Annotated in this window: 14 protein-coding genes and 4 tRNA genes; 6 read left to right on the forward strand and 12 right to left on the reverse strand. The window is 64.4% G+C overall.

Annotated elements, in window-relative coordinates:
• Window positions 1–12 precede the first annotated feature (12 nt).
• From F5544_RS29105 to F5544_RS29135, 7 genes are all read right to left on the reverse strand, one after another.
• On the reverse strand, window positions 13–441 hold the full coding sequence (locus F5544_RS29105) for a Fur family transcriptional regulator (protein ID WP_167476140.1): 429 nt from the start codon (window positions 439–441) through the stop codon (window positions 13–15).
• Window positions 413–1282: a metal ABC transporter permease gene (locus tag F5544_RS29110; protein WP_167476141.1), complete on the reverse strand. Its 870-nt coding sequence runs from the start codon at window positions 1280–1282 to the stop codon at window positions 413–415. Before F5544_RS29110 ends, F5544_RS29105 begins: the two co-directional genes overlap by 29 nt.
• Complete coding sequence (locus tag F5544_RS29115; RefSeq protein ID WP_167476142.1) at window positions 1279–2175, reverse strand: metal ABC transporter permease; 897 nt, start codon at window positions 2173–2175, stop codon at window positions 1279–1281. The genes F5544_RS29110 and F5544_RS29115 overlap by 4 nt, the downstream gene beginning before the upstream one ends.
• Window positions 2172–3071: a metal ABC transporter ATP-binding protein gene (locus tag F5544_RS29120; protein WP_203217371.1), complete on the reverse strand. Its 900-nt coding sequence runs from the start codon at window positions 3069–3071 to the stop codon at window positions 2172–2174. Before F5544_RS29120 ends, F5544_RS29115 begins: the two co-directional genes overlap by 4 nt.
• 9 nt (window positions 3072–3080) lie before the next feature.
• Window positions 3081–4013 (reverse strand): metal ABC transporter solute-binding protein, Zn/Mn family, encoded by a 933-nt coding sequence (locus F5544_RS29125; RefSeq protein ID WP_238846725.1) that lies wholly within the window; start codon window positions 4011–4013, stop codon window positions 3081–3083.
• Between the two features lie 105 nt (window positions 4014–4118).
• A complete protein-coding gene (locus F5544_RS29130; protein ID WP_167476143.1) occupies window positions 4119–4940 on the reverse strand; it encodes a class I SAM-dependent methyltransferase in 822 nt (273 codons plus the stop codon).
• A 250-nt stretch (window positions 4941–5190) separates the two neighbouring features.
• Window positions 5191–5793: a TetR/AcrR family transcriptional regulator gene (locus tag F5544_RS29135; protein ID WP_167476144.1), complete on the reverse strand. Its 603-nt coding sequence runs from the start codon at window positions 5791–5793 to the stop codon at window positions 5191–5193.
• Window positions 5794–5819: 26 nt separating this feature from the next.
• Here F5544_RS29135 and F5544_RS29140 point away from each other — a divergent pair, with 26 nt between their 5' ends.
• Complete coding sequence (locus F5544_RS29140; protein WP_167476145.1) at window positions 5820–6560, forward strand: SDR family oxidoreductase; 741 nt, start codon at window positions 5820–5822, stop codon at window positions 6558–6560.
• A 332-nt stretch (window positions 6561–6892) separates the two neighbouring features.
• Here F5544_RS29140 and F5544_RS29145 read toward each other — a convergent pair.
• A tRNA-Val gene (locus F5544_RS29145) sits at window positions 6893–6964 on the reverse strand.
• 341 nt (window positions 6965–7305) lie between these two features.
• Between F5544_RS29145 and F5544_RS29150 the strand changes: the two genes are divergently transcribed.
• The 4 genes from F5544_RS29150 to F5544_RS29165 all read left to right on the forward strand — a co-directional run bounded on the left by F5544_RS29150 (window position 7306) and on the right by F5544_RS29165 (window position 8165).
• Window positions 7306–7378: transfer RNA gene (locus F5544_RS29150), tRNA-Gly, on the forward strand.
• A 43-nt stretch (window positions 7379–7421) separates the two neighbouring features.
• Window positions 7422–7492, forward strand: a tRNA-Cys gene (locus tag F5544_RS29155).
• Between the two features lies 1 nt (window position 7493).
• Window positions 7494–7568: transfer RNA gene (locus F5544_RS29160), tRNA-Val, on the forward strand.
• A gap of 246 nt (window positions 7569–7814) precedes the next feature.
• Window positions 7815–8165 carry a hypothetical protein gene (locus F5544_RS29165; RefSeq protein WP_167476146.1) on the forward strand — a complete coding sequence of 117 codons (351 nt, stop codon included), beginning with the start codon at window positions 7815–7817 and terminating at the stop codon, window positions 8163–8165.
• Window positions 8166–8409: 244 nt separating this feature from the next.
• On the opposite strand, the gene F5544_RS29170 is transcribed toward F5544_RS29165, so the two are convergent.
• The 3 genes from F5544_RS29170 to F5544_RS29180 form a co-directional block, all read right to left on the reverse strand.
• Window positions 8410–9309, reverse strand: a complete 900-nt coding sequence (locus F5544_RS29170; RefSeq protein ID WP_167476147.1) for a hypothetical protein — start codon at window positions 9307–9309, stop codon at window positions 8410–8412.
• Window positions 9310–9770: 461 nt separating this feature from the next.
• Entirely contained in the window at window positions 9771–10229 is a 459-nt protein-coding gene (locus F5544_RS29175) for a hypothetical protein (RefSeq protein WP_167476148.1), read from the reverse strand.
• A gap of 141 nt (window positions 10230–10370) precedes the next feature.
• Window positions 10371–11111 (reverse strand): hypothetical protein, encoded by a 741-nt coding sequence (locus tag F5544_RS29180; RefSeq protein ID WP_174867432.1) that lies wholly within the window; start codon window positions 11109–11111, stop codon window positions 10371–10373.
• Between the two features lie 840 nt (window positions 11112–11951).
• On the opposite strand from F5544_RS29180, the gene F5544_RS29185 reads away from it, so the two are divergent.
• Complete coding sequence (locus F5544_RS29185; protein ID WP_167479552.1) at window positions 11952–13043, forward strand: three-Cys-motif partner protein TcmP; 1092 nt, start codon at window positions 11952–11954, stop codon at window positions 13041–13043.
• Here F5544_RS29185 and F5544_RS29190 read toward each other — a convergent pair.
• The gene (locus F5544_RS29190) at window positions 13040–13792 is read right to left on the reverse strand and encodes a DUF5131 family protein (protein ID WP_167476149.1); all 753 of its coding nucleotides are present in this window, start codon (window positions 13790–13792) and stop codon (window positions 13040–13042) included. The two genes, F5544_RS29185 and F5544_RS29190, sit on opposite strands and share 4 nt — an antisense overlap.
• Window positions 13793–13888: the final 96 nt, after the last annotated feature.

Here is a 13888-nt window from a genome sequence, read left to right on the forward strand (position 1 = left end):
TTGCGCATCCGATCAATCATGGTGCACCGCAGCACAATCCGGACAGGTCCCGTAGAGGTCGAGCTGGTGGCTCAGGTCGGTGTAGCGGTATCGGTGCGCGACGTGTTCGGTGTGGTCCTCGAGCGCGTCGAGGGTGAATTGCTCTGCACGACCGCAGATTCGGCACAGTAGGTTGTGGTGGTGGCCGGTGGTGTCGTTCAGCCGGTAGAGCAATTCGCCGTCCTCGGCACGCTGGGTCTCGACCACCTGCTGCTCGGCGAACTGATGCAGGATGCGGTAGACGCTGGTCAGCCCGACCCGCACGGTGGCACGCAATTCGGCGTGCAATTGCTGGGCACTGCGGAAACGATCGGTGCGCCGCAACAGATCCAGCAATGCGCGCTGCCGCGGCGTCGAGCGCCGGTGCCTGGGTTCAGGGGATCGAGTGTCCTGGGACGGCATGGGCTCCAACTCGGTATCGTCGGAATCGGTCGAAGAGGAGTGCGGCGAGGTAGCAGGACGCGGCGACGGCGGTAATGGTGAAACCGGCCGGAGCCGCCGGAATCGCATAGGAGAGCGTGACGCCCGCCCACACGGCCGCGGTGGCCAGCAGCGCGGATAGCCAGAATGCCGGCCATGGGCGATCGGTCAGGCGAGCGGCGGCGGCCGGTGGCGCGGCGAGCAGGCCGAGAACCACTACCGCACCGACCAATTGGGTCGCCTCGGCGACGGTCGCGCCGACCAGGGCCAGAAACACCGCCCCCAGCAGCCGCACCGGAACACCCGCCGCCCGGGCCACCGCGGGATCGATGGTGGCGAACAGCAGCGGCCGCGCGATCCCCAGCAGCACCGCGACAGCCCCGAGCGCGATCAGCGCGGCCGACACCGCGGTCGAGGCGCTGATCCCGAAGATGCTGCCGAACAGCACATTTGCGTTCGCATTGCCGTTGCCGCCGCTGCGGTGGGTGGTGTAGTAGGTCAGGAACAGCACACCCAGACCCAGTGCCCAGGAGAAGAACGAGCCGATCGCCACATCGTCGACGCCGCCGCGCGCACCACCGAACCCGAGTATCAGTCCCGCGACCATCGTCGCGGCGAAAAGCCCTGCACGCGGATCGATTCCGGCCGCCAGCGCCACCATCGCGCCGGTGTAGGCGACATGGCCCAGTGCGTCTCCGGCGAAGACCTCGCCGCGCTGCACGACGAAGTAGCCCGCCAGCCCGCACAGGATAGCTACAGCGGTGCCCGCGATCAGCGCATGATCGATGAACGGGTGCGCCAGCATGGTGGTGACAGCGGTCATGCCGTCACCTCCGCGCCCCGCCCGATGGATGGGGCCGCCGCCCACCGATCGAGCATTCGCCGCGCACCCGCGCACAGCAGGTAGCAGCCGAAAGCGAAAGTGCTGACCCAGAATCCGATCGGATACGGGGAGTAGTACGCGAAGGCCATACCCGCCCACGTCACGGCGAGCGCGATCCCGATCGCGGCCGCGATGCCGATGCCCGGATGTCCGGTGAGCTGGTGCGCCGCGGCGGCCGGGGCCACCAGCAGTGCGAAGACCAGCAGGCTGCCGGTGACCTGACTGGTGCCCGCCGCCGCGACACCGAGCAGCAAGAGGAATACCGTCCCGACAAGCCGCACCGGAACCCCTTGCGCGGCAGCCGCTTCCGCATCGATCGAGGCCCACAGCAGCGGCCTGCCCAGCAGTACGAGCACCAGCACGCATGGCACGGCGGCGATGAGCAGCGTGGTGACCTGCGCGTCGGTGACACCGGCGATGGTTCCGAACAGCAGATTCGTCAGACCCGACAGGAAGCCCTTGTAGAGACTCACGAACAGCATCCCGGCCGCCAGCGCGAAGGCCTGTACGACGCCGATGACCGCCGACCGCTCACCGCCGCGGGACCGGGTCGTGCCCGGCAGCGCCGCGATGACGAGGGCCGCGCCGACGCACGCCGCGAAATACCCCGCGCCGGTGGATAATCCGAGCCAGGTGGCCGCCGCGGCCCCCGGAAACCCGACCACCGCCATGGTGTGGCCGGCGAAACTTTCCCGGCGCAGCACCATGACCCAGCCGACGGCTCCGGCCACGACCGCGACGATACTGCCCGCGCGCACCGCGTTCACCATGAACGGATAGGACAGCATGCCCTGCAGGTCCTGCGCCACATTCCAGGTGGCGACCGGGTTCATCGCTCCTGCCTCGCAACGGGATTCGACAGATCGTGACCTGCCGGGACATCGGGTTGACCGACCACGACCAGACGGCCTGTGCTGTCGCGCAATACCTCGATCGGGATGCCGTACAGCGCGCTGAGCCGCTCGCCGCTGATCACTTCCTCGGGCGGACCGCTCAAAACCGTTCCGCGCGCGACATATACGAGGCGGTCGAGGTAGGGCAGGATCGGGTTCACGTCATGGGCGACCATCAGCACCGTCACCCCTTCGCTGCGGCAGATGTCGCGAATCAGGGCGCTGATTCCGGCCTGGCTGGGTACGTCGAGGCTGTCCAGCGGTTCGTCGAGCAGCAGCAGGCGCGGGTGGCGGACCAGCGCCTGGGCGATCAGCAGTCGCTGCTGCTCGCCGCCGGAGCACGCACCGATCGGCCGGTGGGCGTACGCACTCGCGCCGACCACTTCGATCACCTCGCGCAGGCGGCGCTGCTGAGCCCTGAATCGTTGCGGCGCAAGCAGTTTCGATAGCCAAGGAATCGGCGTGCCCCAGCGGGACCCGTCCAGACCCAGCCGCACGATGTCGATGCCGCGGATGCGCACGCTCGCGTCGAAGGCCCGCCGTTGCGGCAGATATCCGATACCGGCGTTGCGGCGGCCCGGCTTGCCGCCCAGCACCTCGACCGTGCCCGCCACCGTGGGCGTCAATCCGAGAATCGCCTTCAGCAGCGTGGATTTCCCGGCGCCGTTGGGACCGAGTACGGCGACGAACTGCCCGGGTTCCACCTCCAGGGACACCTCGGACCAGATTCGCTTGCCACCGACCACCGCCGCGGCCCCCCGCATACGGACCACGGAGGGGGGAGACGGGGCGGGCGGGAGGGCCGCGATCTCGTTCATCGCGACCCTCGTCTCCATGTCGGTCATCTACTTGCCGGTCGCCCTGTGCAGCGCGTCCGCCAACGCCTGCAACTGGCCGGACTGCCAATCCTGGAAGGTCGCGTCGGCCGGGGCAAGGGTCTCGGTCACCGTGGAGACCTCGATACCCTGCTTCTTGGCCGCGTCCACCTGGGCTTGCACGTCCGGGGTGCTGTTCTGACTGTTGTAGACGTAGACCTTCAGCGCCTTGGTCGCGATCTGCTGATCGATGGCCGCCTTGTCGGCGGGCGAAGGATCCGTGCCCTCACTGATCGCCTTCAAGAACGATGCGGGAGTAATGAGGTTGAGCCCCAACGCATCCGACAGCGGCGAGAAGATCGACTCGCTCGCGCCGACCGGGGTGCCCGCGTACTTGGTCTTGATATCGGAGATCAGACCCTTGTACTTGGCGAGCGCGGTGCCGACGAATTTGCCGCGCTGATCGTCGAAGTACGCGGCGTCGGCCGGATCGGCCTTCTTGTAGTCGGCGGTGATCGCGTCGACGATCTTGGCGACCGCATCGGGCGAGTACCACTGGTGCGGATTCCCGTCATCGGGCACACCGAGCTGTTTGCCGACGGTGAGCTCGAGCCGATCCTTGCCCGGATTGGCCGCCAGCAACTTGTCCGCCCACGCGTCGTAGCCGATTCCATTGCCGATGAACACCTTCGCACCCGCCACCGTGCGCGCATCGGCCGGCGACGGCTCGTAATCGTGTGGATCGGTCGCCGGATTGGCGATGATGCTGGTCTCGTGCACCTTGTCACCGCCCAACTGGGCCGCGATGCTGCCCCAGGCGTTGATCGTCGCCACCACCTCGAGCTTGCCGCCCGAGGACTCCGGCGAGTTGGACGACGTGCTGCACGCCGTCACCCCCGCTACCAGTGCCGACGCGCACACCGCCGCCACCATCACGCGCTTACCGAAAACCGAACCAGCCATCCTGCAACCCTCATCGGATCTTGAAACTGAAAACCATTTCTATCAAGGTAACAGGCCGGCCGCTGGCATACCAGTCGAGAATCCACACCGGCGTCGACGAAGACCTCACGCCCGATAGTGATTGAGCCGGTAGTGCCCGAACCGCTGGCGGAATATCAGGCTGGCCGCCCGCAGGCCGATACGCTGCGGCAATGGCATCCGGTCGCGCATACGGGCCGGTAACCGGGACAGATCGCCCGATGCCAGCAGTCGCCAGCCGGGTGCCCAGCCTTCGACCTCCGCAGGATCGTCACAGGCCCAACGCATTCGAGCCGACACCTTTCCGAGGGCGTCGTGATTGTCCTGATGATCGATCATCCAGCGGCCGGTCGTATCCATCGCGAGGTCCGCGCCGCGGAAGTTCTCCGCGATGAGCGTGAGAGCGCGCCGGACCTGAGCCTCCTCCAGATAGACGAGCACCCCCTCCGAGATGAAGAAGTACGGCCCCGGAAGGGTTTTCACCGGTTCGATCCAGCTGTCGTCCAAGACCGACGCCGCGAGCATGCGCCGCCGATCGGATTCGGCGAAGAACTCCGAGCGCAGCGCCATGGCATCGGGCAGGTCGAGATCGACCCAGTGCAGGCGGCCGTTGTCGACCCGCTCGAACCGTGTGTTCAGCCCGGCCCCGATCTCGACAACCGTGCCATCGGGGTGCCGCTCCAGGAAATCGAGCACCCACGCGTCGATGATGCTGGTGCGCAACACGGTTCCGAACAGACTGCGCCCACCGTCGAATCGGCCGAAGTCGTAATCGATGGCCCGGACCATCTCCACGGCCTTGGGATCGCGCAGAATCGGACGCGACTTGCCGGTCTCGACAGCCCTGCCATAGAGCGGAATGAGCAACGTTTCCTGAACCTCGCCCAGCCGTGCGGCATCGATCGCCATACCCGAACTCCTTATTGGTATACATTTTCAATAAGGGTACTCGACGAAACACCCGCCGCGACAAGGCTTTTTATGGCGAAGGTCGCGCCGTCAGGATACGGAGGCGCCGCACACAACGCGCCGAACCCGGTAAGCACACGAGTGCCCTCGACGTATGTCCTTGCCGCACTTGTGGTTCTCGGCATCGCCTCGCACAGACCCTGGCGCACGCGGTCAGGTCATCCGATAGCCGCGCTCATGGCGGTCGACCTCAGGGGCGGTGTGTGCGGAGACCGTCGACGAGGATCGATAGCAATCGCGGTCCGCGCGCGTCGATTTCGCCGTCATCCAGCCGCGACAGCCAGCTGATGAGCACGATGACGTCGCGGGCTTCGACATCGGCGCGGACTTCGCCTGCCGAACGGCCTGCGGCCAGCAGCAATTCCACGGCCGCACCGATGGGACCGAGGCTGTGGGCGGCGAGGTCATGCCATGTCGCGGCCTCGACGGCGGCGAACACGTCGCGTTTAACCCGGGCGTAGGCGGCCACTCGATCGAACCACGCCGCCAACGCATCCACGGGCTGATGGGTTGCCGACAGGTGCCGAGCCGCGGCGACCAGCTCGTCCACTTCCCGGCGGTACACCTCGGCGAGAAGGTCCTCGCGGGTCGGGAAGTGCCGATACAGCGTGCCCTGTCCGATACCGCAGGCTTTCGCCACGGCGTTGAGCTTCAGTTCTCCCGGCTCGCGCACGAGTTCGCGCGCTACCTCCAGGATCCGTTCGCGGTTGCGTTGTGCGTCCACACGTCGTGTGCCGCCGCCCTTGACAGAAGCGGACACGTGTCCGCTAGTGTCGTCGAGGTAATCGGACATATGTCCACTTTAGACGGAGGATCCTCATGGCCATCCACGGCAAGGTCGTCGCCATCACCGGCGCCAGCAGCGGAATCGGTGAAGCGACAGCTCGTCATCTCGCATCACTGGGCGCCGCCGTCGTTCTCGGCGCCCGCCGCACCGACCGGCTGGACCGCCTGGTGGCCGACATCGAGACCGCCGGTGGTGCGGCGGTCGCCCTACGGGTGGACGTCACCGATCCCGCCGACCTCCAGTCGCTGGTCGCCCTCGCCGTCGAACGCTTCGGACGACTGGACGTCTTGGTGAGCAACGCCGGGATCAGCAAGATCGGCCCCGTCGCGGATCTGGACGTCGCGGGCTGGTCGGCGATGGTCGAGGTGAACCTCAAAGGGGTCCTGCACGGAATCGCCGCGGCCCTACCGGTATTCCACCATCAGGGCAGCGGCCACCTCGTCACCGTCATCTCCACCTCCGGCCTGAAAATTGTTCCCACACAAGCGGTCTACGCCGGCACGAAGAACGCGGTCCGCACCCTGTTGGAGGGCTTGCGCCAAGAAAGCACCGACGGAGTTCTGCGCACCACATCCATCTCCCCCGGCTACGTCCGAACCGAACTCATCGACAACGCGATCGACGATCCAGCCGCACGCGAACAAGCCAGACAGAACATGACCGACCTCGGCATCGACCCCACCGCGGTCGCCCGAGCAATCACCTTCGCCATCGACCAACCCGACGACGTCGAAATAGGCGACCTAACCATCCGACCAACTCGACAGGGCTGAGCAACTCGCACATCGACCACTCGGCCAAACCCTTTGGGCCGCAGCCACCGTCGGCATTCGAGAACATGACGGCAACACGCCACCAGGATTCGCGAACAATTGACACCACACTTCGCGGACAGAGCCACAGGACATGAGCGCTAGAGAGGCGGTCCCAACGCCCCACAACCCGAACCCCTCAACAGGTGACGTCACCGCACAAGATGACCACCGCGTCGGGGGTCCGGGGGCACGCCCCCGGCCGGGGGCGTGGGGGCTTGGCCCCACAAAACACGACGATGATCGAAAAACGGCGAAGGCGTGCCCGCCGAGCAGACACGCCTTCGATCGAGTGGTCCCAGCTGGGATCGAACCAGCGACCTTCCGCGTGTGAGGCGGACGCTCTCCCGCTGAGCTATGAGACCTGAAGTTCGCCCGGTTGAGCGGGCGATTCGTTGGGCTGCGGGGCCCTTCGAACGAGATGGAACATTAGCACGGGCTACCCCCGGTTCACCAAATCGCCACCCGGGTAGGGATGTATCCGGTGGTCGTCGAAGTTGGATCACATCGGTTGCGCAGGAAGCGCAGGGGTCGGCTGCGTCCCCGCATGGCCCACAAACACCCGCAGCCACACCCGCCACCGCCGTCACTTTCGCAACCCTGCGGATTTCCCCCGTTCTACCAGCGGATTTGTACCTTTCACCGGGCGTCGGCTAATGTTCTGTCTCGCACCACGGAGGGCAGCCAAGCCCCCGGGGAGCGAAATGCGGATGTAGCGCAGCTGGTAGCGCATCACCTTGCCAAGGTGAGGGTCGCGGGTTCGAATCCCGTCATCCGCTCGAGAGGTAGGGTTTGGCACTAATACGCCGTCCCCCTTTGCGCGGTGGAGTGGCCGAGTGGTGAGGCAACGGCCTGCAAAGCCGTGCACACGGGTTCGATTCCCGTCTCCACCTCGCGCGATTAGCTCAGCGGGAGAGCGCTTCCCTGACACGGAAGAGGTCACTGGTTCAATCCCAGTATCGCGCACCACCTTTGGTGCAGGTCAGGCCCGGTTTTCACCGGGCCTGATTTCGTTTGTGCCCAACGCGTGCCCAATAGTTGATCACTTTCGGCACTGCCGATGCTGCACACGGAAGTTGGCGAGTCTGCCGGATTGCAGTCCTGCACCCATCAAACGAGGCCTATTGCGCACCGATGAGATGTAATGTCCGACAACGTGTCTCACAGGCATGAGAGTCCGTCAGCGGGATGGGTCCGGTCTTCAGCAACTCCTGGTTGGCGGCCAGCAAACCGCGTGCGATGATCGAAAGCGTGTTCGAATACTGGTGTGAGGCGGAGTCGGCGTCGTTCCGCCGCGTCGTGGACCCGCCGCGCCCGGTCTGGGTCAACCTTGGGGTCGCGATCCCGACCCACGGCGCGTTCCGCGCCGACGCGGTGTCCATGCGTGTACGCAGCGACGCCCTGCACCTCGCCGGGTCGGTGCCCGGTCTGCTGTACGCGTGGGCTCGATGCACCGATGGTTCCTGGCTCGGGCTGGTGCAGTTCAGCGTCTCGACACGAAACAAGCGAGGACGCATCGAAACACGGCAATGGTGTTCGGGCAAGGCATTGACCGTGATGCCATAACAGGTGCCGCTTCAGCGCCGAGCATCCGGAGTCGGCGCGCGCTGGCCGGCCACACGGTACTCGCCGATCATGTTGGGCCGCGAGACGATGGCAGCGGCGGCATCGGAGTCGGGAGATTGAGGCGTAGACGTCAACGAATTCAGGACAGCCAGATGATCATGCCGAGCGCGATGCAGATGAGCAGCAGCACAACGACGGCGCCGCCAAGGAACAGCTCGATATCTGCCCGCCCCGCGGCATCCTCCTAGAGGTTCTTGATGGCCACGAGCGCGGTTCGATGTGCTTGTTTGTGCTGCTCGCATTCGAGTTCCAGCTTCACCGCCTCGGCTTCGGCTTTCTCGAGGTCTTGATCGTGTTGTTGCTCGCGGGCCGCGGCGGCTTCGAGTTGGCGGCGTTGTTCTCCGATGGTGTCGGCTTGTTGTTTGGTGTGTTGTTCCCAGTCGGTCACGGTGGCCCATCCTCCGGTGTTGCGGTCGCGGTATGCCCAGGCGACGGCGTTGTCGATCCATTGCGCGAAAAACCTGTCCAGGTCATAGGTTTGGACGCGGAGCCGGTTGCCGGCGTTCATGGCGAGGTAGCCGATGTGCGCGCGATAGCCGGAGTCGGGCGGATCGAAGTGCTTGACGCCGAGCGCGGGCAGTTTCTCCACCCAGTCGCAGTTGCGGGTCAGCCACAGCACCTCGCAGCCGGCGGCGCGCAGGCCCTGGGTACGTTCGCGGGCCGTGGAATAGTCCAGGTCGGAGTATTGGATCTCGACGGCGAAGGCGCGGCCGTCGCGGTGGCCGTAGACGTCGGGGATCTGGTCGCCGACGTGCTGCTCGACTTCAGCGTCGTGGACTCCGCGGGCGCGGAGCTGGTCACGGACCCAGTATTTGAGTCGTTTGTGCAGGTAGGTTTCCAAACCTGTTGCGGTCGGGTGGGATTCGCCGTCGTGGCCGGTCTTCTCGTGGCGGACGAACAAGTTGCCGCGGCGGGATCGGTAAGCTTCCACCCCGCGGCGGCAGACCAAGCATTGCAGTCCTTTGCGCCCTTTCCAGACCTCGGCCGCCCCCGGCCACCGTATGTCGATGAACCGGCCGTAATGATCTAGCGCAGCCGTCATTTCCGATGCCTCGCATATGCTGCCGCCGAAATCCCCGGCCATGAATTGCCCCTGTTATCCCCTGCACGCCGAACCGATTACCGTCCACGGTAGGCCAGGGCTCCGACAGAAATAGCGGTCCGGATCGTTGTTGATGCTTATGTACCAACGGATTTCGATCATGTATTGGGGTTCGGCGGCGGGTGCTGCGTGTTCCTGGCAAGCCCTCATCCGGCACGCCGTCGAGCGGTACCGCCCGGGCCGCCCCGTTGAGGCTTGAGTGAGCACCTTTACGCACCCTGATGCCGCACACCGGGTTTCGTAACACTCCGAGTCGGCACGCGCGCCGGGCGCAGTGCTCGCTGATCGTTGTTGGCCGAGAGTCAATGCCAGCGTCGGCATCGGAGTCATGAGATTGAGGCGTAGGCGTCAATGAGTTCAGGAGAGCCAGACGACTGCCAGCCGCAGGGCTTCGGGTACGGCTGTACAGACTTCTGGCTCCCGGACAATGCCCTAAAGTGCGGCTAACGGTCCTCGATACTTCGGCGTGTGCTCGCTAGCCTTGTAAGGGCATTGATGCGGGACTCATTGACAGTCTCCGGTGTGACTTCAGATCCGCTACCGTGCTTCAGCACCTGATCCGTAATTGCCGTTACGTATTGGCCCGTTGCCTCTGCGGCGTCCGTCAGGTCGAGAAGGTGAAGTTTGGCCGTGACGATGTGAACGCGCTCCACTGCATCTAACACCTTGTCGTTGGCCCGTTCCTTGACTCTGTCCGACTCTGCCGCCCGTAGCACCGTGATGGCGGCGGACAAGGTCTCGATCGCGGCCACAGTCTCATTGAGCTGCTCTATCGAACGAGCTCGTTGTTCGGCCTTGCGTTGCGCCCCAATGTTTTTTAGCAGACCGCAGTAGGCGATGGTTGCTGCGGCAACAGCTAAAAGTCCAGCGATCACAGTTGCCCAAGGCTGAGTCAGGCTCATATCGGGAGAGTAGCGAGCCAGGCCGACGACAACTACCGTCAGCGATCCGGCGAATGGTTCCACGTAGTGCCCGTGGGTGGGGGCATGTCCGCGATTCGGGTCGCGAGCGTCGTCTTCCCCCGTAGTACACCATCGGCGGTTTCATGAGGCGTGTTCCTCTTGCTCTGGTTGGCCGGGCTGCCCGGAGCGTGGTAGTCGCTTATGCGTCAACGAATTTCGATCCGTTTGGGGAGCAAAGGGCTGGTGGCAGACCCCGCACAGGATAGGTCCGGCGTCGATGGTTTTCTTGTGGGCACGTACTCGCCGCGCCGGCGAGCAGGTGCACACCAGTGCCCGGCCGTTGCGTGGTGCCTTCTCGCGGGCGTCGCCCCCATCGTCCTCGTCGTCTGCATCGTCGAGTGGGTCGTGATCGCCGCGGCGCTGCGCGACGATCGCCGCGGCGAGGGTGGTGATCTCCCGCTCGTACTGGATCGCGGTGGTGTCAGGCACATGGGTTTCCGACCAGCCGCAGTTGGCGCTGCGGTCGACGGTCAACCCGAATTCGCGGGCGATGTTACGGAATTTCCCGTTGTGGTAGGCGCCGGCGCGGCTGGTGTCGGCGACGCCGCGGGTGCGGGCCGCGCCGTGGGCGGCTTGGTGGAGCAGGATGCCCAGCACGTCGCGGGCACCGCCAGCGAATCCCTCGAATCCGATGAACAACTCCGACATCGGCTCCGAGCCCTGTACCCATCGGTCCGGGTCGAAATGCCCGAGCCGGATACCACGCCCGAGGTGTCCGGACGCCATCGCGACGACCATGTCCGGAACATCGGGGTGACGTTCGCGCAGCCGTGTCCATACCGACTCGATCGCCGACACCAACGACCTCGCAACCGTGCTCATAAAGGGGTCTCCCATCATTGATGGCTACGCATCAACTCCTCAACTCCGCCCGTACTTGAATGCCACGCACAGGAATTGATGCTCACGAATCAAGAAATTGATGAATAGGACTCACTCAACCCCGAGCACGGAATTGACGCCTATGCGCCAATCATACCCCGCGAAACACGCTGCCACTCAACGATTCCGCGCGACAGGGCTAGAAATCTTGATGCATACGAATCGACTGATCCCTACGCACCAACCGCGTTGACGCTTACGCATCGAACTACTGCCCGACCCTCGCTTCGTTGTGGTCATCCCCCTGCGCTGCACCCCGACGACATCCCCCTCGAAACGCAACCCTCGCACTTCAGTAGACGTAACGTACCCACCCGACGCAACCACGCACCCCTCCTTTTGTGGTCCTCTTTTGTGGTCCTCTGTTGTGGTCTCTCTTTCTTTTGGTTCTCTTCCCCTCTCCTGCTTGATCTTTCGTTCTTTGTGTTTGGTGTTGGCTCTTGTCCCGCCCCGGCCGACACTCTCTCTGATCAGCGAAGCCAGAGAGAGTGTCGGCCGGGGCGGGACAAGAGACGGCGCCAAACACCCAGCTCAGACGCAGTCTGAGCTGGGACCTGCCGGGACTGTGCCGGGACTTGGAGATCCCGTCATTGTCCCGGCAAAGTCCCGTCATTGTCCCGGCACAGTCCCGGCAGGACGGCGTCGCCCGGCTTCGTACCGCGACGTTTGTTGTGCCGATCCGAGGCGGGAATTGTGTTCTCGCCGATACGATTTGAAGGGCAGGGTTGTCGAGACCAAGCCCCGGGAGCACTCGGTGCCGGTGGCGGTGGGGAGGCTCGGATGAGTGCCAAGAATCCGGTTCCGTGGCCGATCGAACCGCATACCGTCGCCAAACATGCCTTGTACCGGCAGTACTTCAGTAAGTGGTTTCCGATCATGGCTAACGGCTGGAATGGGAACGTCACCTACGCCGAGGGATTCGCCGGTCCCGGCATTTACACCGGCGGCGAGCCGGGCTCGCCGGTCATCGCGCTGCGGACGATCTTCGACAACCCGGAGACCTGGAACAAGAACATGCGGCTGCTGTTCGTCGACCACGACAAACGTTGCACAGACCTGCTACCCAAGCAGCTCGAGAACGCCGCAGGGATGCGATTGGGCGAAATCGGCACGTACGGTATCGATTTGGAGATCCGTGAGGGCTCGTGTGTTCCGGTTCTCGAGCAGCTGCTCGACGAGCACCATGCGTGGGGCCGGCCGATGCTGGTTGTCCTGGATACCTGGGGCGGCGCGGTGCCGTTCGACCTGGTTCACCGTATCGCGGGCAACCGCGGCGGCGAGGTGCTGATCACGATGCAGCCGCAGTTCTTTTCACGATTCGCTGAGAATGAGGAAAACCCGCACGGTGATGCGGTATTCGGTGACACCGGTTGGCGGGCAGTGCACCAGCAGCCCTCAGGTCAGAAGGCGGGCTGGTTGTTACGACGCTACCGCGACACGATCAGGAAAGCTGGTTTCGGCTACGTGCTGGATTTCGAGCTGGTCGACAGACGTGGCCAGTCGTTGTTCCTGGTTTTCGGTACCGATCACCCGAAAGGCTTGAAGAAGATGAAGGAAGCCATGTGGGAGGTCGACGACGTATCGGGGATCGGGTATCGGGATCCGCGTGACCCGGGCCAGCAGACGCTGGCGATCGTTCTCGAACCGAATATAGAACCGCTCAAGCGGCTACTGCTGCTAGAGCTACGAAAGCAGGAGCCCGACTATGTTTCGGTACTCGATCTGCGCAGGTTCGCGCTCTATCGGACCGTGTTCAAGGAGAGCCAGGTCATTCCGGCTCTGGACTCGTTGATCGATAAACGCCTGGTCGAAACAAGCGAACCCGCACGGCGAAAGACAATCAGTGCCGTGCGGATTCGCCAACCTTCTTAGATCACAACGGGAGCGACAGCGGGCATCTCGTCCCACAGTTTCCCGTCCAACGTTCGTCCGAGGGCTTTAGGGGTTCGGCCGCCCCATTGCTTGAAAAAGAACGGCACGTCCGCGGCTAAACACGTATTCCGGATACCGCGAACCCAGCCGGGCTCGACTGGCCGGTACCCGATGCCGGATTCCCCACCGACGATGACCCAGCCGATCGAATCGAGCCGCAGTTCGTCGAGCGGCCCGAGTAGCGGTTCACACGACAGGAACCTAACCGCCGCGGGCACTTGCCGCAGATGATCGACACGCACCAGCTGGTCGGCGGTTTCGACCGAGACACCCATCCAGACGTTGGCCGGCCAGTCCAGCCGGTCGGCCAGCCGCTGCAACCTCAGCGACCGCTTCGTGAGCACCTGGTAGGTGTGCTGCGGCGTCGCACGCATCACCTCGAACACGTCCCGGATGAACCCGAGCGGCACCTTGGCGTGAAACAGGTCGGACATGGAATTGACGAACACGATCCGCGGCGCACGCCAACGGCCCGGGACCGCAAGCGAATTCGGATGCACCGTCACCCCGAACCCCGGTCCCGAGGTCCGTGGGTCACCGTCGTTCTGATACTTCACCACGCCCATGGCCTTGAGCCGCCGCGCCAACGCCATCGCATAGCAGTGATCACAGCCCGCCGACACCCGATCGCAGCCGGTGACCGGATTCCATGTCGCCTCGGTCCACTCGATCGCCGACTTGTCAGACATGACACCTCCTCCCGACGATGTGTTCCCGGCTACGACTATTCGTAGTGGATCGGTTCCCGGTTCGTGGCCGTTTCGCGGTCGGTGTGCACCCGACAC

Origin of the sequence: Nocardia arthritidis (genome assembly GCF_011801145.1) — a bacterium.
GTDB lineage: Bacteria > Actinomycetota > Actinomycetes > Mycobacteriales > Mycobacteriaceae > Nocardia > Nocardia arthritidis_A.